Origin of the sequence: Mannheimia bovis (assembly GCF_014541205.1) — a bacterium.
GTDB lineage: Bacteria > Pseudomonadota > Gammaproteobacteria > Enterobacterales > Pasteurellaceae > Mannheimia > Mannheimia bovis.
Map to the genome: position 1 here is coordinate 1,387,791 of NZ_CP061280.1, position 20,650 is coordinate 1,408,440.

Sequence of the window (20,650 nt, forward strand, 5' to 3'; positions counted from 1 at the left end):
ATAAAAAAACAAACCGCTTAAAGCCCCACGGTTTCCCGTCTGGGGTTTTTTTACGGAAATTGGTACAGAAATTAACGTATCAAAGCTGGTTTATCCGGCTTTTTTTATATTTGGAGATTGATTTGGCAACCTTAGAACAAAAATTAGAAGAGCTTGTGCTGGATTCTATTGAAGCATTAGGCTTTGAATTAGTTGGCATTGAATGCCAACTTGCGGGGCGTTTTTTAACGGTTCGTTTATATATTGATAAAGAGGGCGGTGTAACCATTGATGATTGTAGCGATGTGAGCCGTCAAGTCAGTGCGATTTTTGATGTGGAAGACCCGATTGCAGATAAATATAACTTAGAAGTTTCTTCTCCGGGTTTAGATAGACCGCTATTCACGATTGCTCATTATGAACGTTTCATTGGGCGTGATGTAGTTATTCATTTGCGTATTCCAATGTTCGACCGCCGTAAATGGCAAGGTCAAATCAAAGCAGTTGAAGGCGATTTTATTACCCTAACCGTAGATAACGAAGACCGTCAATTCGCATTTGGCAACATTCAAAAAGCAAATTTAGTTCCCGTTTTTAATTTTTAAGATGAAGGCAAACTGACAAAATGAGTAAAGAGATTTTATTAGCTGCAGAAGCAGTATCAAACGAAAAGCAATTACCAAAAGAAGCGATTTTTGAAGCATTAGAAACGGCTTTAACCATTGCAACGAAGAAAAGCCGTGATTTAGACATTGATGTGCGTGTAGTAGTTGATCGCAAAACAGGTGATTTTCAAACTTTCCGCCGTTGGGCAGTTGTGGAAAACGTGAGTAATATGACGCGTGAAATCAGCTTAGAAGCTGCACAATTTGAAGATCCAAATGTACAACTAGGCGATTTTATTGAAGATGAAGTAGAGTCTATCGAATTTGGTCGTGTAGCAATTCAAACTTTCGGTCAAGTAGTGAAAACGAAAATCCGTGAAGCTGAAAAAACTAAAATTATTGACGAATTCCGCTCAGATTTAGGCAAAATTATTATTGCAACCGTGAAAAAAGTAACCCGTGATAATATTTTCCTTGAATTAGCCGGTAAAACGGAAGACATCAAAGGCGAAGCAGTGATTGTGCGTGAAGATATGCTCCCTCGTGAAAACTTCCGTCCGGGCGATCGTGTGCGTGGTGTATTATATGAGATCAAACCTGAGTCAAAAGGTCCTCAACTGTTTGTTACCCGTGCAAAACCTGTGATGCTTGAAGAGTTATTTAAGCTTGAAGTGCCTGAAATTGGTGAAGGTGTGATTGAGATTAAAGGTTCAGCTCGTGATGCAGGTTCTCGTGCGAAAATTGCAGTGAAAACACACGATAAGCGTATTGATCCGGTAGGTGCTTGCGTAGGTATGCGTGGAGCACGAGTTCAAGCTATTAGTAATGAACTCGGTGGCGAGCGTGTTGATATCGTACTTTGGGACGAAAACCCTGCTCAATTTGTAATTAATGCAATGGCTCCGGCAGATGTAAGTTCTATCGTAATTAACGATGAAGCTCATTCAATGGATATTGCTGTTGAGAGCAAAAACTTAGCTCAAGCAATTGGTCGTAACGGTCAAAACGTACGTTTAGCAACCCAATTAACAGGTTGGGCGTTAAATGTGATGACAAATGAAGAATTAACACAGAAAAATGCAGAAGAAGACGGAAAAGTAATTGATTTATTAACTTCAGCATTGGAAATTGATGAAGAATTTGCTCAAGTATTAATTGAAGAAGGCTTTACTTCATTAGAAGCGATTGCATATGTACCTGTTGATGCTTTAACAGCAATTGATGGTTTAGAAGACGAAGATTTAGTTGAAGAATTACAATTGCGTGCAAAAAATGCGATTACGAAGAAAGCGTTAGAAGAAGAGCAATTATTAAAATCAGCTCAGATTGAAGATAAATTATTAACGCTTGAAGGTATGGATCGTCATATCGCATTCAAATTAGCGGAAAAACAGATTACAACTCTTGAAGAACTTGCAGAGCAAGGCGTTGATGATTTAGCAGATATTGAAGAGTTATCAGAAGAAAAAGCCGGCGAGCTAATTATGGCAGCACGTCAAATCTGTTGGTTCAACTAAGCTAAGCAAAGAGGATAAAAAAATGACTGAAGAGAAAAAAACACTTTCGCTTGGCGGTGCTCGTAAAGCGAGTAAAGTGAATGCGACAACCACGAGTGGTAAAGTAAAAGCGGTTGAAGTTAAAGAGAAAAAACCCAAAATTGATGCGAAAGCATTACAAGAAAAAGCAGCAAAAGAAGCAGCTGCTGCAAAGGCAAAAGCTGAAAAAGAAGCAGCAGAAAAACTAGCTCGTGAAAAAGCAGAAGCTGAGGCAAAAGAAAAAGCGAAGCAAGAAGAAGCTGCAAAAAAAGCAGCAGAATCGACCGCTAGTAAAGCACCTTCTGCTCCTGTAATGCCAAACAGCAAAGCAAAAGAAGAAAAACCGAAACCACAGGCTCAAGTGAAGCAAGAAAAAGCCGTTGATCCTGAAAAAGAAGCGAAGCGTAAAGAAGAAGCAGAATTACGCCGTAAGCAAGAAGAGTTAGCTCAGCAAAAAGCGGAAATGGAAGCGAAGCGTGCGGCAGAAAATGCTCGTCGTTTAGCAGAAATTGCTCGTGAAGAAGCAGAAGATAATGGTAGCGAAGATTTTGATGATGAACGTTTTACCTCATCTTACGCACGTGAAGCAGATCGTGATAACGATCGCCGTAGTGAAAATAGCCGTGGTCGCAACAGTAAAGGTGCTGTCGCGAAAACGAAAAAAGGCGGACGTGAAGATGACAAAAACGAACGCAGTGCAGATCGCCGTAACCAAAAAGAAGTGAAAGGTAAAGGTAAACAAGGCAAAAAAGGTGCAGCATTGCAACAAGCCTTTACTAAACCTGCTCAGGTTGTAAAAGCTGATGTTGTGATTGGTGAAACCATTACCGTGGCGGAACTTGCTAATAAAATGGCGGTAAAAGCGACTGAAATCATCAAAATGATGATGAAAATGGGCGAAATGGTAACCATCAACCAAGTTATCGACCAAGAAACTGCCCAATTAGTGGCGGAAGAGTTAGGTCACAAAGTAATTCTTCGTAAAGAAAACGAGTTAGAAGAAGCTGTAATGGAAGACCGTGATACTGATGCAGAAAAAGTAACGCGTGCACCGGTTGTAACTATTATGGGTCACGTTGACCACGGTAAAACCTCATTACTTGACTACATCCGTAAAGCTAAAGTAGCAGCGGGCGAAGCGGGCGGTATTACCCAGCACATCGGTGCTTACCACGTGGAAACTGATGATGGTAAGATGATTACCTTCTTAGATACTCCGGGGCACGCGGCATTTACCTCAATGCGTGCTCGTGGTGCGAAAGCAACGGATATCGTCGTTCTTGTGGTAGCGGCTGACGATGGTGTGATGCCACAAACTATCGAGGCAATCCAACACGCGAAAGCGGCAGGTGCTCCGTTGGTGGTTGCGGTAAACAAAATTGATAAACCGGAAGCTAACCCTGATCGTGTAGAACAAGAATTGTTACAACACGAAGTTATCTCTGAAAAATTCGGTGGTGATGTACAATTCGTACCGGTTTCTGCGAAAAAAGGGATGGGTATTGATGACTTACTTGAAGCCATCATTCTTCAATCTGAAGTTTTAGAGTTGACTGCTGTTAAAGACGGTATGGCAAGTGGTGTGGTAATCGAATCTTACTTAGATAAAGGTCGTGGTCCGGTGGCAACTATTCTTGTTCAATCAGGTACTTTAAATAAAGGCGATATCGTACTTTGTGGCTTTGAGTATGGTCGTGTGCGTGCAATGCGTGATGAAAACGGTAAAGATATTGAATCAGCTGGTCCATCAATTCCTGTTGAAGTATTAGGTCTTTCAGGTGTGCCGGCAGCCGGTGATGAAGCAACGGTTGTACGTGATGAGAAAAAAGCTCGTGAGGTAGCGTTATATCGTCAAGGTAAATTCCGTGAAGTGAAACTTGCTCGTCAGCAAAAAGCGAAATTAGAAAATATGTTCAGCAATATGACCGCAGGCGATGTGGCAGAGTTGAACATCATTGTAAAAGCAGATGTACAAGGCTCTGTAGAAGCCATCAGCCAATCATTAATGGAACTTTCAACAGACGAAGTGAAAGTGAAAATTGTGGGTTCAGGCGTGGGTGGTATCACGGAAACTGATGCAACTTTAGCTGCAGCCTCAAATGCGATTATGGTCGGCTTTAACGTGCGTGCAGATGCTTCAGCCCGCCGTGTGATTGAAACAGAAAACATCGATTTACGTTACTATTCGATCATTTACGAGCTATTAAATGATGTGAAAGCGGCAATGAGCGGTATGTTACAGCCTGAGTTCAAACAAGAAATCATCGGCTTGGCAGAAGTGCGTGATGTATTCCGCCACCCGAAATTTGGTGCTATCGCAGGTTGTATGGTTACTGAAGGTGTGGTGAAACGTAACAACCCGATCCGCGTTTTACGTGATAATGTGGTAATCTTTGAGGGCGAATTAGAATCTCTACGCCGCTTTAAAGATGACGTATCAGAAGTGCGTAATGGTATGGAATGTGGTATCGGCGTGAAAAACTATAACGATGTGAAAGTTGGCGATCAGATCGAAGTATTTGAAATCGTTGAGATTAAGCGTTCGATCTAATCATCCACAAGCGGTCTGATTTTGCAAAAAATTTGTAAAAATTGACCGCTTACCTAATAACGGCACACGTGTTTGCACGCGTGCCTTTTCCGCTATTATAGGAAATAGAAAATGTCTAGAGAATTTAAACGTAGCGACCGTGTAGCTCAAGAACTACAAAAAGAGGTTGCAGTTATTTTACAACGAGAAGTAAAAGATCCTCGTATCGGTATGGTAACGGTTTCAGATGTAGAAGTTTCCAGAGATTTAGCCTATGCAAAAATCTTTGTAACCTTCTTGTTTGATAACGACCCTGAGGCGATTGCACAAGGTATGAAAGGCTTGGAAAAAGCCAGTCCTTATATTCGCACACTATTAGGCAAAGCAATGCGTTTGCGTATTGTGCCTGAGTTGCGTTTTATTTACGATGAATCCTTAGTAGAAGGTATGCGTATGTCTAACCTTGTATCTAGTGTGATCAAAAATGATGAAGAAAAGCATAAAGAGGACTAATTGTGTCTAGACCTCGTAAGCGTGGCCGTGATATTCACGGCGTTTTCCTATTAGATAAACCACAGGGAATGTCGTCAAACGACGTTCTGCAAAAGGTGAAACGTATTTTCCAAGCCAACAAAGCGGGGCATACCGGGGCGTTAGATCCTTTGGCAACAGGTATGTTGCCGATTTGTTTGGGTGAAGCAACTAAATTTTCCCAATTTTTGTTGGATTCGGATAAGCGTTATTTAGTAACCGCAAAATTAGGTGAAAGAACAGATACTTCCGATGCAGAAGGGAATATCGTTGAAACCAGAGAAGTAAATGTAACTGAAGCTGATATTCTAGCAAATTTGGAGCAATTTCGGGGCAATATTCTGCAAGTACCGACAATGTTCTCCGCTTTAAAACATAACGGCAAGCCGCTGTATGAATATGCACGAGCAGGCATTGCCATTGAGCGTGAAGCACGCCCGATTACGATTTTTGAGCTGAATTTTATTGAGTACAATGCACCGTTTTTAACGTTAGAAGTGTACTGCTCAAAAGGCACTTACATTCGTACCCTTATTGATGATCTAGGCGAAGTGCTTGGTTGTGGGGCTCACGTTACTATGCTACGCCGAACTGCTGTAGCGAATTATCCTATTGATAAAATGATAAGCTATGCAGATTTGCAAAATTTAGCAGAAAATCAACCGCTTGTAGAGCTAGATAAACATTTATTAGCAATGGATACCGCTGTTTCTGCGTTAGCAAAAATAAATTTGACCGAACAACAAACTAAAGCTGTTGGTTTTGGTCAAAGAGTTAGGTTTGACAATCCTCATCAAATTTATGGTTTGGTGCGTTTATATTCCGATAATGCACAATTTCTAGGTGTAGCAGAGGTTACTCGTGATAATGTGATCCGCCCTAACCGAATGATTAACTTAACAGAATAGCAGATGAAATCGACACTTTTTACTTTACCCTTAGCAATTATTACCTTTGCCCTTGCAGGGTGCTCAAGTGATACTTCTGAGAAGTATCCACGCTTAGACTTAGATGAAAAATACACGAAATCACGTTCAGTCAGCAATTTTAATGACTATGTGTATTTTTTAAAGCAGAAAGCGGCAGGTGCCGGTGTTTCTGCAAAAACGTTAAATGAGCAGAAATTCATTAATTATAATGCGAGAGCAGTTCAATTAGATCAGCAGCAAGCTGCTCGTAAGCGTGATCCAAATTTACCACCCCCACCGCCAAATCCAAATGGTGTAACGAATTACTTGAATAAAGTATTAAATCAAACCAAAGTAAATCAAGCAGTTGAACGTTGGTATGAATATAGTGCAGATTTAACTCGTGCAAGCCAAAAATATGGTGTACAAAAAGAGTATATTTTGGCACTTTGGGGAATGGAGAGTAGCTTCGGGCGTAATCAAGGTGATTTTGATGTGCTCTCAGTGTTGGCAACTTTAGCATTTGATGGACGTCGTGAAAAACTCTTCACACAAGAGTTTGTAAATGCGATGAAAATGCTCGACAACGGTACAATTAAACGCTATGAATTGCTTGGTTCTTGGGCTGGAGCGATGGGGCAAACGCAATTTATGCCAACTTCGTATCTGACTTATGCGGCTGATGGTAATAATGACAGCAAAAAGGATATTTGGAATAATGAAGCAGATGCGTTTGCTTCTATTGCAAATTATCTTTCAACAGTTGGTTGGGACAACCAATTACCTTGGGGCGTGGAAGTGAATTTATCTGCTCCAATCGATTTAAGTTTCTCAGGCATTGAAGCTAATAAGGCAAGAACCTTAGCGGAATGGCAGTCATTAGGTGTTTATCTTGCTTACCCTAATGACCAAGAAGTAGCGAAAATGGCTCGATTAAATAGTAAAAAAGTCTGGTTAATTCGTCCGGATAAAGAAGCGGGTAGAGCGTTTTTGGTATCCAACAATTTCCGTACCTTAATGGATTGGAACAGATCGAATAACTTTGGTATTAGTATCGGTAAATTTGCAGATAGAATTTTATCTTCAGTTGATCAATAAGTTAAAGGCATAGTGGAATGACTATGCCCTTTCTTTTATTTACAATCGTGCTTTCTTCTCTTCACGTCTTTTTTTAAAAAAATCGCTGATCTTTTGGCTACACTCCTTACCTAGCACATTGCCTTGTATTCCTAAAAAATGGTTCATTTTATAATCTTCAAATAGATGGTAACGTGAGCCTACCGCCCCTGTTTTATAATCACTCGCTCCAAATACTAATCGACTAATTCGACTATGTAAAATCGCCCCCGCACACATTGGACAGGGTTCAAGTGTTACATAGAGCGTACAATCCAATAGTCGATAATTACCAATCATTTGCCCTGCTTGGCGGATAGCTTGCATTTCAGCGTGAGCGGAGGGATCAGATAATTGAATCGTTTGATTCCAACCTTTTCCAATGATATTTTGATTTTTATCGACTAATACCGCCCCTACTGGTATTTCGCCTTTTGCTTCAGCTAAATCAGCTAAATCTAAAGCGTATTGCATAAAGGCAATATCTTGTTCGGAAATTTCTGTTGAACAAGAAATTTGATTAGGTTTTATAAACATAGTTGCAAAAAAATATAGAAAAAAGACCGCTTGTAAAATAGTGTAATATGAAAAATGCCCTATCGAACTAGGGCATTATCTAATTAATCACGGCGACTGCGTTTTTCGCTAAAGCGTTTTTCTTTAAAGCCACCTTTACGGTCTTTATTAAAACCGCTATCACGGCGACCGCCTCTATCATTGCGATCACGATGCTCACCCCTGCCACGACCTTCAAATGGATTAGCATTGCTTGCATTGTTTGCAGGACCTAATAGGCTCATTTGCATTGGTTTACTTAACACGCGTGCTTTGCTTGCAAAATGTTGCACTAAATGTTTTGGCATACCCTGTGGCAATTCAATGGTTGAGTAAGTATCGTGCAATTTAATATGCCCGATATAGCGGCTACTGATATCACCTTCATTTGCAATTGCACCCACGATATGGCGTACTTCCACACCATCTTCACGACCAAGTTCGATACGATATAAATCCATTGCCATACCGCTACCTTGACGTTCCTCACGACCACTTCTACGGTCGTTTCTGTCATTACGATCACGTCCACGTTCTGAACGAGCGGCACGAATAACGGGGTCCGGTGGAAGAATGAGTTTTTGCTTCTCTTGCAATAACATCATCATTGCCGCCGCTAATTCTTCGTGATCTTGGTCTGCGGTGAATAAATCTTCAAGTAACTCACGATATTTTTCTAAATCGTGATGCTCTAGCTGCTTAGAAATACGAGCTTTGAATTTCTCACGGCGTTTTTCCATTAATACTTCGTGGTTCGGAATTGCCACTTCATTAATGGGCTTTTTGATTAGATTTTCAATATTGCGTAATAAACGGCGTTCACGAGGCTCAACAAATAATAGCGCACGACCTGAGCGACCGGCACGACCGGTACGACCGATACGGTGAACATAAGATTCTTCTTCAAGTGGAATATCGTAGTTTACTACAAGGCTGATTCGCTCAATATCAATACCACGAGCAGCAACATCAGTTGCAACTAAAATATCTAAACGACCTGAACGCAATTTTTCTAAAGTTTGCTCACGTGCTTGTTGGGTCATATCACCGTTTAATGCTGCAGTACGGTAGCCGTTGCGTTCACATAATTCGGTAATATCGATTGTGCCGGTTTTAGTACGGGTAAAAATAATAGCCGCATCAAACTCTTCGACTTCTAAGAAACGTAATAACGCATCATTTTTGCGGAAGCCGTTTACTAACCAGTAGCTTTGCTCGATATCCGGGGCAGAGCGTTCGGTTGCTTTAATTTTGACCTCTTGAGGATCTTTCATAAAGCGACGAGTGATACGGCGAATTGGTTCCGGCATTGTTGCAGAGAACAGGGCAGTTTGATGATCTTCCGGTAATTCAGCCATCACAGTTTCCACATCATCAATGAAGCCCATACGGAGCATTTCATCAGCTTCGTCTAATACAATAAATTTCAATTCAGATAAATCTAACGTGCCACGACGAATATGGTCAAGAATACGCCCAGGTGTGCCCACAACCACTTGTGAGCCTTGTTTTAATGCACGAAGTTGAATATCGTAACGCTGTCCGCCATAAATGGTAACTACACGAGTACCTTTAAGGTTTTTGGCAAATTGTTCACAGGCATCAGCAACTTGGATTGCTAATTCACGAGTAGGTGCCATTACTAACATTTGTGGGTGGCGTTGTGTTGGATCGATTTGAGCTAATAGAGGTAAAGAGAACGCTGCTGTTTTTCCACTTCCGGTTTGTGCCATTCCGAGCACATCTCGACCGGCTAATAGATGAGGAATACATTCTTGTTGGATTGGTGATGGGGTTACAAAACCCATATCGTTCACAGCATCAAGAATAGATTGAGGTAAGCCTAAGTCGGCAAAAGTTAAAGATTCAGTTGTCATAAAAAACCATTTAGTTGGGAATGGCAGAGAACAGAAAATAAAGGCTATTTCCTGTTGCCGCATTCAATAAAAAAATTATATTGTTGAGATTAGGAAGAAACGAAATAACAAAGCGTAATGCTCTAAAAATCCCCTGAGTATAAGCGGTTATTTTTGTAAGTTTTTTTGCAAAATTAACCGCTTGTCTGTCCTATTTCCCTATTCAACAACAGGAGATGTTTGAGTCATACCACGAATTTGTGATAGTTCAAACAGGGCAAAACGATACTCAACGAAGTTAAACACTTGATTTGTTAAAGCAAGGCGGAAAAGGCTGATTGCCTCATCTTTATGATCTAATTTGAGTTGTTGTTTTGCTAAATAGAAATACGTTTCTGTCAGTATTTCCGCATATTGCGAGCTATTTTCTTTAGCTTCACTATCCATTATAGCACGAAGTTTGGCTAAATTTAGCTTGCCTAAAAAATAATTTACGATATTGGTTCCCCAATAATCAGGAGAAAGGGCATTAGCTCTTTTTTGTAAATTATTTTTAGCTTCTGTTGGCGTAAGTTCTAGCTCATTAAAGTAGAGCCACAGCACACGATAAGGATCTTTTTTATCTTCTTCGTAAAAACGTAATAAATCACGCTGGGCTTCAGAATAACGACCACTATAGTAGAATGCTAAGCCACGATTTAGATAAGTATAGCTATATTCGTTATCTAGCTCTAATACGGCATTAAAGGCATCAATTGAGCTGTCGTAATCACCTTCTAATAAAAGGTATAATCCCATATAGTTATAAGCTGCTGCCATTCGTTGATTAATCGAAATCGCTTGAGCAAAATCATAACGGGCTAAAGACCATAACCCTAAGCTATCATAAATGACACCTCTTTCAAAATAGAGGTCTGCTTGTTCAGAGGGCGTTAAGGGGGCTTCTTCCAATACTTGGCTAAGCCTTACCATCATCGCCTCTTGTTCAAAACGAAGTTGAGGATTAAGTTCTGCTAATGCTAAGTTCTTTATAGAGACTAAATCGGAATAACGACCGCTACAGCCTGTTAGCATTAAAATAGAAATTAAATTAAGTAAAAAGAAACGAATTCGAAACAACTTAAACAGTTGTGCCATCGCAGAATATCCTTATTTAAGGAACACTAAAAAACTGAATAACGGACAATGTGATGTCCGTCATTCACCTTTATAATCCAGAACTAGATATTTTCTTGTTCTGTTGCTACAACCTCTTCAGATACAGTTTCTTCTGCATTCACTTCTGAATTTGTGTTGTTAAGATCTTTCATTGTTAAGCGGATGCGACCTTGACGGTCGATCTCTACTACCTTCACCTGTACTTCTTGACCAACTTGTAGGTAATCCGCTACACGCTCTACACGTTCGTTGGTAATTTGTGAAATGTGAACTAAGCCCTCTTTACCACCTAAGATTGACACGAATGCACCGAAGTCTACTACACGGGTTACTTTACCGTTGTAGATTTGGTTTACTTCCACTTCTGCTACGATTTCTTCGATACGAGCCATTACTGCTTTCGCTGCATTGCCATCAGTTGCAGCAATTTTCACTGTACCGTCATCATCAATATCAATTGAGGTATTGGTTTCTTCGGTTAATGCACGGATAGTTGCACCACCTTTACCAATGACATCTTTGATTTTCTTCGGATCAATTTTCATTGTATGAATGCGTGGAGCGTAGTCGGAAATATCTGAACGAGGTGCAGGGATTGCTTGTTCCATCACGCTTAAAATGTGCATACGAGCACCTTTTGCTTGGTTTAACGCAATTTGCATAATTTCAGGCGTGATACCTTCAATTTTAATATCCATTTGTAGTGCCGTAACACCATTGCGAGTACCGGCTACTTTAAAATCCATATCGCCTAAGTGGTCTTCATCGCCTAAAATATCAGAAAGTACCACGAATTTTTCGTCTTCTTTCACTAAGCCCATTGCGATACCTGCAACTGCAGCTTTAATTGGAACACCCGCATCCATTAACGCAAGTGATGCACCACAAACAGATGCCATTGAAGATGAACCGTTTGATTCAGTGATTTCTGAAACAACACGTACTACATATGGGAATTCTTCAGCAGTTGGCATTACTGCTAACACACCACGTTTTGCTAAACGACCGTGACCGATTTCACGACGTTTTGGTGAGCCGATACGACCTGTTTCGCCTACAGAGAACGGAGGGAAGTTGTAATGGAATAAGAAACGATCTGATTTCTCGCCGGTTAATTCATCAATAATTTGAGCATCACGCTCTGTACCTAAGGTAGCAACCGCTAATGCTTGAGTTTCGCCACGAGTGAAGATTGCAGAACCGTGAGTACGAGGTAATACGCCTGTACAAATATCTAACGCACGTACAGTATCTACCGTACGACCATCAATACGTGGCTCGCCTGCAATAATACGGCTACGCACTACAGCACTTTCTAATGAAGTGATGATATCAATGATTGCACCTTCGCTTACAGTTTCATCTTCAGCGGTTAATTGAGCAATCACTTCTGCTTTAATCGCATCAATTTGCTCGTAACGAGCTTGTTTTTCAGTGATACGATAAGCATCGCCAATGCGGCTTTCCGCTAGGGCTTTCACTTTGTTGATTAAATCGGTATTTGGCTGAGGAGCAACCCAATCCCAACGTGGTTTACCAGCTTCTTTTACGAATTCTTTGATGTTTTCAATCACAACTTGTTGTTGCTGGTGACCGAATACTACCGCTGAAAGCATTTGCTCTTCAGTTAAAATATCTGCTTCAGATTCCACCATTAATACCGCTTTGTCTGTACCTGCAACCACTAAATCTAAACGGCTGACTTTTTGTTCTGATGTGGTTGGGTTTAATACGAATTGATCGTTGATGAAACCGACACGTGCTGCACCGATAGGACCGTTAAATGGTACGCCTGATAATGATAACGCAGCTGATGCACCGATCATTGCCACTAAATCCGGGCTGATTTGTGGATTTACTGACACTACGGTTGCAATCACTTGAATTTCATTGAAGAAACCTTCAGGGAAGAGTGGGCGAACAGGGCGGTCAATTAAGCGAGCTACTAAGGTTTCGCCTTCAGAAGGACGACCTTCACGTTTGAAGAACCCCCCCGGGATACGACCGGCAGCATAAGTACGCTCTTGGTAATCCACTGTTAATGGGAAGAAATCTTGACCTTCTTTCACATCTTTTTTAGCCACTACAGTCACAAAAACTGTTGTGTCGTCCATACTTGCCATTACTGCCGCTGTAGCTTGGCGTGCAATAGCACCGGTTTCTAAGGTTACGGTATGCTGACCGTATTTAAATTGTTTAACAATTGGAGTCATTCTGTTTTCCTTTTTAAAGAATTTACTATTATTTTCGTTTTATTTCTCTAAATTGCGACTAGCAAAAAAACTCTCAAACACATTAAGAGAATTTTTGATAGCCGCCTCTCAATATAAAAAATAAAACTTGTCTATTGTACAGAAGTTTTCATAAAAAATCGCCTATTTTTTGCTTATATAAGCGGTTATTTTTTGATGATTTTTTGCAAAATGATAAGCAAAAATGACCGCTTGTGTTTCAAGCTAGACTAAAATCACTAAATCGTAGAAAATAATGCTTATTTTTCCAATAAGAATAAATTAGAAATGACGACTGAAATCAATTATGAAGGCATTGAACAGATGCCGATTAAGCGTTTTACCGAAGACGCTTACCTCAATTATTCAATGTATGTAATTATGGACAGGGCATTGCCGTTTATCGGTGATGGCTTAAAACCTGTTCAACGCCGTATCATCTATGCGATGTCTGAACTTGGGCTAAATGCTTCTGCAAAATATAAAAAATCGGCTAGAACCGTAGGTGATGTATTAGGTAAATTCCACCCACACGGCGACAGTGCTTGTTATGAAGCAATGGTGTTAATGGCTCAGCCGTTCTCTTACCGCTATCCATTGGTTGATGGACAAGGGAACTGGGGGGCACCGGACGATCCAAAATCTTTCGCTGCGATGCGTTATACCGAATCTAAACTGTCCAAAATTGCAGAAGTCTTGTTGGGGGAATTAGGGCAAGGCACAGTAGATTATCAGCCAAATTTTGATGGCTCGATTGAAGAACCCAAATATCTGCCTGCCCGTTTGCCACATATTTTGCTCAACGGCACGATGGGGATTGCGGTGGGAATGGCAACGGATATTCCGCCGCATAATATCAATGAACTTGCTGATGCAAGCGTGATGTTATTGGATAACCCAAACGCCACCTTAGACGATATTTTGACAGTTGTACAAGGACCGGATTACCCAACTGAGGCGGAAATTATCACGCCAAGAGCTGAGATTGCAAAAATGTATGAGCAAGGTCGAGGCTCGATTAAAATGCGCGCAGTGTGGAAAAAAGAAGAAGGCGAAATTGTGATTTCTGCCTTACCGCATCAAGCCTCGCCGTCAAAAATTATTGAACAGATTGCCACCCAAATGCGAAATAAAAAGCTGCCGATGGTGGATGATATTCGTGATGAATCTGATCACGAAAACCCAATTCGTTTAGTGATTGTACCACGCTCAAACCGCATTGATTTTGATTCCTTGATGGATCATCTTTTTGCCACCACCGATCTGGAAAAAAGCTACCGAGTCAATATGAATATGATTGGCTTAGACGGCAAACCGGCAGTGAAAAATTTACTCACTATTCTGACTGAATGGCTCACTTTCCGCCGTACCACGGTAACTCGTCGCTTAAATTATCGTTTGGATAAAATTTTAAGCCGTTTGCATATTTTAGACGGTTTGATGATAGCGTTTTTAAACATTGATGAAGTTATTGAGATCATCCGCAACGAAGATGATCCAAAAGCGGAATTAATGGCGCGCTTTAACTTAACTGATGTTCAAGCCGAAGCGATTTTAAATCTCCGCCTACGCCATTTGGCAAAATTGGAAGAGCATCAACTACAAGCCGAAAAATCAGAGCTTGAAAAAGAGCGTGATGAGCTGCAACTGATTTTAGGCTCGGAACGCCGTTTAAACAGCTTAATCAAAAAAGAGATTCAGGCAGATGCGAAAACCTTCGCCAGCCCTCGTCGTTCGTCATTAGTGGAGCGTGCGGAATCGAAAGCGATTGCCGAAAGCGATTTAACCCCAACTGAAGATGTAACAGTAATCCTCTCGGAAAAAGGCTGGGTACGTTGTGCCAAAGGACACGATATTGAGGTCGAAGGCTTAAGCTACCGTGCTGGAGATGGCTATCTCGCCCACGCACGAGGCAGAAGTAATCAACCAGTAGTCTTTTTAGACAGCACAGGGCGAGCTTATGCGTTAGATCCGACTTCATTACCATCGGCACGTTCACAGGGTGAACCACTGACAGGCAAAATCACCTTACCTGAAGGGGCAACCATTCAGCAAGTGCTAATGGCAAATTCAGACACCAAAGTGCTGATGGCATCGGATTCGGGCTACGGGTTTATCTGTACTTTTGAAGATCTGGTTTCTCGCAACAAAGCGGGGAAAGCGGTCATTTCTTTAACAGAAAATGCAAAAGTGCTGCCGCCGCAATTATTGGAAAATGATGAAAATTTATCGCTTGTGGCGATGAGTAATGTCGGCAGAATGTTGGTGTTCCCAGTTAGCGAATTACCTCAATTATCGAAAGGTAAAGGCAATAAAATCATCAATATTTCCGCAGCCGCGTCAAAATCGGGCGACGAATACCTTGCTCGTTTATTGGTTATCAAACCGACACAATCTCTCGTGTTTGTGTCCGGCAAACGTAAAATTACGCTCAAACCAAGCGATATCGACAACTACCGCGGTGAACGTGCAAGAAAAGGATCGCAATTGGTGCGAGGTTTAAGCACGAATTCTACGGTAGAGATTGTGGAGTAGATTAATGAAGACAAGCGGTGATTTTTACAAAAAATTTTACAAAGATCACTGCTTGTGTTTTATTACTATATTTTATGAGCAATTAAGATAAAGTGCTTTTTCTACGATAGGAACACCTGCTATGTATCTCTGCATAAAACGTTCATATCCTTCAGTTATTGCTTTATCTGGTTGAATAAGATTAAGCTTGGCTGTATTGAATATCTGTTTGTCTAGATACTCTTCCAAATTATAGGTGTCAGAAACTTCTAGGAAGTTTGCAAGCAATGCAATACCCCAAGCCCCTCCGTTTGAGGCAGTACTTGCTGTTGCAAGTGGAATATTGAGTGCAGAAGCTAAGATTTTTTGTGCCACACCTTCAGTTTTGAAAATACCACCGTGTCCTAAAATACGAGTAATTTCGACTTTTTCTTGGTTGATGAGAATATCCATTCCTAGCTTCATTGCACCGAACGCAGTGTAGAGATGAACCCGAATAAAATTAGCTAAATTGAAATTGGATTTCGTCGGGTGTAAGAAAATCGGGCAACCTTCCGATAAGCCGACATTATGTTCTCCTGAATGAAAACCGTAAGAGAGTAGTCCCCCGCAATCTGTATCGCCTTGTAATGAGTGTAAAAATAACATTTCGTATAATTCTTCTGTACATACATTGATGCCAAAAGTTTCTAAGCACTCTCCGAATAAGTTTACCCAAGCATTAATGTCTGATGTACAGTTATTAGCGTGTGCCATTGCAACCAATTTTCCGGTTGGCGTTGTGACAATATCTAATTCTGAATAAACTTTTGAAAGCATTTTTTCTAGTACAATCATTGCAAAAGCAGAAGTACCTGCTGAAATATTGCCAGTTTTTTCTTTTATACAGTTAGTTGCAATCATTCCTGTTCCTGCATCACCTTCTGGTGGACAAAGTGGAATACCGGGTTGTAAATTACCGCTTGGATCTAGTAGTTTTGCTCCTTTTTCAGTTAAATAACCGGCCGATTCGCCAGCGACTAAAACTTGAGGCAGAAGGTTTTCTAATTTCCAAGGCATATTGAAAGACATAATGCTCTCATTAAATTGAGCGAGCATTTGTTGGTTATAGGAGAGAGTCTCTATATTGATTGGAAACATTCCGGAAGCATCACCAATACCCAGTACTTTTTGTCCAGTAAGTTGCCAGTGTACATAGCCAGATAAGGTAGTGATATGATCAACTTCATTTAAATGAGGCTCATTGTTTAATAGAGCTTGATATAAATGGGCAATGCTCCAACGTTGAGGAATAGGGTATTGAAATAAATTAGTTAATTTTTCAGAGGCTTCAAGGGTAATATTATTTCGCCAAGTTCTAAAAGGGACTAATTGATTTCCTTGTTTATCAAAAGGTAAGTAGCCGTGCATCATTGCACTAATTCCTAGCCCTTTTGCTGTGTGAATTACAGTATGGTATTTTTCTTTGACTGTTTTAGCTAAGTCGCTATATGCTATTTGTAGCTTTTCCCAAACGTCATTTTGATGATATGTCCAAATATCATCGATAAGTTGGTTTTCCCAATCAGCTCCGCCAGTGGCTAAAATTGTACCATCAGTGGCAATTAATACCGCCTTAATGCGAGTTGAACCTAATTCAATCCCAATAACGATGTTACCTTGTTCAATAAGCTGTTTTTCATTTTGCATAACGTACCCCCCTTAGTCTTTTAATAGGAAAAGGCGATTTTTTTGTAAGAATATAAACAGTAGTAATAAGCTGCCCCATAAAATCATCGTAATATAACTACTGATACCTAACATATTTAATCCACTTTCAATAACCTGTAATAATACAAGAGCTAGCATAATTCCGATAAGTTTTCCTTTACCTCCATCAGGATTAATTCCGCCTAATACTGCCGCTAAAATGGAAATGAGTAAGTAAGAATCTCCATAAGATGCTTTGGCTGAATTGAGTTTAGACATCATTAAAAGGGCTGCGAATACACAGAGTACTGAGGAAATAACATATACCAAAATTAGAACTTTCTTGGTATTGATACCAGAGTAATACGTGGCTTTTTCATTATTGCCGATAAAATATATCGCTTTTCCCATTGAGGTCTTTTCTAGGAAGAACCAAATTATCCCTGCAAGAAGCAAAAAGATGATAATCGGTGTAGGAATCCATAAAAAAGTTGAAGCACTAATACTTAGAACGCTTTCAGGGAAATTGGCAATCGTCGAGCCATTTGTTACTAGGATATTGGTACCGTTTATCAAAGTCATCGTACCTAATGTAGCTAAAATAGGCGAAACACGAATGATGGAGATCAATGTTCCGTTAAGCAAGCCGATGAGCAAAGCACAACAAAAGCTTAATAATATTGATAAGAATAGCCAAGAAATACCAGTATATTGCGTAATAAAATAGGCAATAATTAATGAGCAGGCATTCATACTAGCAATAATAGAAAGGTTTATGCCTCCTGTAAGCATAGGTAATGCCATTGCGAGTGTTAAAATTCCTAAGACTGGAATTTGAGATGCCATCGATTGAAAGTTGCTCACAGACCAAAAAATATTGGGGATTAAAATACTAAAAGCAATAACAGCAATAATAAAAAGAGCCAATAGATAAAAAATAGTATGATCAATTTTGCTTCTCATTGTTATACTCCTTGTTTTTTCAATTGCCCTAATGAAGTAGCACTAATACTTAATATAATAATGATACCGGTAATAATTGTTTGCCAATACGAAGATACATTCATTAGGTTTAGCCCATTTTGAATAATTGCTAGTAACATTACTCCCATTACAGTGCCAAATAATGTTCCTTTTCCTCCGGATAAACTTGCACCGCCTAAAACAACAGCAGCCAGTACAGTTAATTCGTAACCAAGTAAAGAGTCAGGTGCGACAGATTGTACTGTATAAGATTGCACAATGCCTGCCATTCCAGCCATAAAACCCATATAGCCGTAAGCAAAAAGATGAAGGAATAGAATATTAAAGCCAATACGAGAGGTAGCATCTTGGTTGCCACCAAGAGCATAAATTTTTCTGCCTATTGTTAATTTATTGGTGATTAACCAAGTTAATAATACCGCTAAAATTGCCATTATGGCTTGGAAAGATACCCCAAATTCAAATCCATCTTGCGAGGTTTGTTTGAAAAATAGCAATTCTTGGGTGAACCATTCAGGATAATCGTATAACCAGACACCTTTGGTAAAATAGAGTAGTCCTCCATAGAAAATATTTAATGTTGAGATTGTAATAATAATTGAAGGTACACTAAGACGGTTCACAAAAAGAGCATTAATAAAACCAAGTAATATACCAATTGCTGATGATACGGCAAATACACCGAAAAAACCGATATCATATTTACCAATAATCGTTACCATAATGTATTGTGAAATAATGGTTATGGCAGGAAATGAGATATCAATACCACCTGATAACAGCACCACAAATAGACCACAGGCTAAAATCATTAGCATCGAATAGTTATTTACTACATCATAGATGTTCTCGATAGTAGCAAAGTCATTAGTAAATATACTTAGTAGGGTTGCCAGTATTAAAATGGTCGCAGATAGAATATTATTATTGGTGATTTTCATAAATGACCTCCGCAATCGATTTTTCTGTAGTATAGATAGGTAATATCTCATCTACAATTTTGCCTTTTTTCATTACTATGACCTTATGACTATTGTAGTACGCTTCCTCCACTTCATCTGTCACAAAAATAACAGCGATACCTTTTTGTGCTAATGTGCGAATAATTTGGAATATCCCTTCCTTATTTGCAATATCTACCCCAATAGTTGGAGCATCTAAAATGATAATTTTAGGATCTATTGCCAACCATTTTGCAATAGATACTCGTTGGGCATTACCTCCGGAGAGCGTATTTACTAGCAAATCTGAATCTGTTACTTTAATTTTTAAAGATTCAATTAATTCCTGGCTATAATCATAGGCTTTTGATGATTTTATAATGTTAAATTTATCGGTGATTTTATGAAAAATAGTAGAGATAATATTGTGATGGATAGACTCAGTCATAATTAAACCTGTTGTCATTCTATCTTCAGAAACATAAGCAATTCCTTGTTTGATAGCATAACGGTTGTTTTTAAATATCACTTTCTCACCGTTTAATAGAATATCGCCTGATTTAGGTTGAGTAATGCCAAATAAGCTAAGGCACAATTCCGTCCGCCCTGAGCCGAGTAAACCTGTCAAGGCAATAATTTCTCCTTCTCTTAATGAGAAATTAATAGATTCATACTGGTTAGGTAATGTTAGATTTCGAACTTCTAAAACCGTTCTATTTTGCGAAAAATCCGGCAAATCTAACCGCTTGTAGTCAATTTCCAACCCTGTCATTAAGAAACCTAAGCGTTTTTCATCCATTTCATTGATAGGGTATTGTCCAACCATATTTCCATTTTTGAGTACTAAAACACTGTCAGAAACACTCATTACCTCTTGCAATTTATGGCTGACGAAAATAATACTGATACCTTTGCTTTTTAATTTGAGGACCACGTTTAATAGATCTTGAACTTCTTTAGCTGTCAGTGAGGCTGTTGGCTCATCCATAATTAATAATCGGGCATTTTGTGCAAGGGCTCTGCAAATGGCGACTAATTGTTGCTGTGCGATTGGTAAATCTTCTAAAGTAGCATTGAGATCTAAATCTGCATTAATACTTTGTATTGCATTTAATGCAACTTGATGAATTTCTAATGGACTGACCCAACCCAATTTTCGGTGTAAGTTTATTGAAATATTTTCAGCGACAGTTAAGTTAGGGAAAAGAGCTAAATCTTGATAGATCACTTGAATTCCTTGTTCAATAGAGGCTTGTGGTGTCAGTTTAGTATATTTGCTTGCACCAATTTGAATTTCAGCCCCTTTATCTGGTTGGTAAACACCGGAAAGAATTTTGATAAGTGTTGATTTTCCACAACCATTTTGCCCGGCAAGGCAGAGAGCTTCTCCATAATCTAAAGAGAGGTTAACTTGATTTAAGGCTTTTACACCGTGGAATGTCTTATTGATATTTTGCATCAAAATAAATGCCATAAAGCCTCCTTAGAGAAATATGGGTTCAAAAAGAACCCATATTC

General features: G+C 39.7%; 15 protein-coding genes. 7 read left to right on the plus strand and 8 right to left on the minus strand.

What is annotated here, in order from left to right; all coding sequences use genetic code 11:
- Positions 1–122: 122 nt before the first annotated feature.
- The 6 genes from rimP to ICJ55_RS06880 all read left to right on the plus strand — a co-directional run bounded on the left by rimP (position 123) and on the right by ICJ55_RS06880 (position 7,186).
- Entirely contained in the window at positions 123–584 is a 462-nt protein-coding gene (gene rimP / locus ICJ55_RS06855) for a ribosome maturation factor RimP (protein ID WP_188156132.1), read from the plus strand.
- A gap of 20 nt (positions 585–604) precedes the next feature.
- Positions 605–2,101, plus strand: a complete 1,497-nt coding sequence (gene nusA / locus ICJ55_RS06860; RefSeq protein WP_188156133.1) for a transcription termination factor NusA — start codon at positions 605–607, stop codon at positions 2,099–2,101.
- A 22-nt stretch (positions 2,102–2,123) separates the two neighbouring features.
- Positions 2,124–4,670: a translation initiation factor IF-2 gene (infB, locus tag ICJ55_RS06865; protein ID WP_244141761.1), complete on the plus strand. Its 2,547-nt coding sequence runs from the start codon at positions 2,124–2,126 to the stop codon at positions 4,668–4,670.
- 111 nt (positions 4,671–4,781) lie between these two features.
- Positions 4,782–5,162: a 30S ribosome-binding factor RbfA gene (rbfA, locus tag ICJ55_RS06870; protein ID WP_188156134.1), complete on the plus strand. Its 381-nt coding sequence runs from the start codon at positions 4,782–4,784 to the stop codon at positions 5,160–5,162.
- Positions 5,163–5,164: 2 nt separating this feature from the next.
- Positions 5,165–6,088, plus strand: coding sequence for a tRNA pseudouridine(55) synthase TruB (gene truB / locus ICJ55_RS06875; RefSeq protein ID WP_188156135.1), 924 nt, complete (start codon positions 5,165–5,167; stop codon positions 6,086–6,088).
- A 3-nt stretch (positions 6,089–6,091) separates the two neighbouring features.
- On the plus strand, positions 6,092–7,186 hold the full coding sequence (locus tag ICJ55_RS06880; RefSeq protein WP_188156136.1) for a lytic murein transglycosylase: 1,095 nt from the start codon (positions 6,092–6,094) through the stop codon (positions 7,184–7,186).
- Positions 7,187–7,225: 39 nt separating this feature from the next.
- Here the strand turns inward: ICJ55_RS06880 and tadA are convergent, their stop codons facing one another.
- The 4 genes from tadA to pnp all read right to left on the minus strand — a co-directional run bounded on the left by tadA (position 7,226) and on the right by pnp (position 12,986).
- Positions 7,226–7,741: a tRNA adenosine(34) deaminase TadA gene (gene tadA, locus ICJ55_RS06885; RefSeq protein WP_188156137.1), complete on the minus strand. Its 516-nt coding sequence runs from the start codon at positions 7,739–7,741 to the stop codon at positions 7,226–7,228.
- Positions 7,742–7,824: 83 nt separating this feature from the next.
- Complete coding sequence (locus ICJ55_RS06890) at positions 7,825–9,636, minus strand: DEAD/DEAH box helicase (protein WP_188156138.1); 1,812 nt, start codon at positions 9,634–9,636, stop codon at positions 7,825–7,827.
- A gap of 198 nt (positions 9,637–9,834) precedes the next feature.
- Entirely contained in the window at positions 9,835–10,752 is a 918-nt protein-coding gene (gene nlpI, locus ICJ55_RS06895) for a lipoprotein NlpI (RefSeq protein ID WP_188156139.1), read from the minus strand.
- An 83-nt stretch (positions 10,753–10,835) separates the two neighbouring features.
- Positions 10,836–12,986 carry a polyribonucleotide nucleotidyltransferase gene (pnp, locus tag ICJ55_RS06900; RefSeq protein WP_188156140.1) on the minus strand — a complete coding sequence of 717 codons (2,151 nt, stop codon included), beginning with the start codon at positions 12,984–12,986 and terminating at the stop codon, positions 10,836–10,838.
- 306 nt (positions 12,987–13,292) lie between these two features.
- On the opposite strand from pnp, the gene parC reads away from it, so the two are divergent.
- Positions 13,293–15,539 (plus strand): DNA topoisomerase IV subunit A, encoded by a 2,247-nt coding sequence (gene parC, locus ICJ55_RS06905; RefSeq protein ID WP_188156141.1) that lies wholly within the window; start codon positions 13,293–13,295, stop codon positions 15,537–15,539.
- A gap of 72 nt (positions 15,540–15,611) precedes the next feature.
- Here the strand turns inward: parC and ICJ55_RS06910 are convergent, their stop codons facing one another.
- The 4 genes from ICJ55_RS06910 to ICJ55_RS06925 are packed head-to-tail and all read right to left on the minus strand — an operon-like array spanning position 15,612 to position 20,606.
- On the minus strand, positions 15,612–17,207 hold the full coding sequence (locus ICJ55_RS06910; protein WP_188156142.1) for a xylulokinase: 1,596 nt from the start codon (positions 17,205–17,207) through the stop codon (positions 15,612–15,614).
- Positions 17,208–17,219: 12 nt separating this feature from the next.
- On the minus strand, positions 17,220–18,170 hold the full coding sequence (locus ICJ55_RS06915) for an ABC transporter permease (RefSeq protein ID WP_188156143.1): 951 nt from the start codon (positions 18,168–18,170) through the stop codon (positions 17,220–17,222).
- Between the two features lie 2 nt (positions 18,171–18,172).
- Entirely contained in the window at positions 18,173–19,132 is a 960-nt protein-coding gene (locus ICJ55_RS06920) for an ABC transporter permease (protein WP_188156144.1), read from the minus strand.
- The gene (locus ICJ55_RS06925) at positions 19,116–20,606 is read right to left on the minus strand and encodes a sugar ABC transporter ATP-binding protein (RefSeq protein ID WP_188156145.1); all 1,491 of its coding nucleotides are present in this window, start codon (positions 20,604–20,606) and stop codon (positions 19,116–19,118) included. Before ICJ55_RS06925 ends, ICJ55_RS06920 begins: the two co-directional genes overlap by 17 nt.
- Between the last annotated feature and the right edge of the window lie 44 nt (positions 20,607–20,650).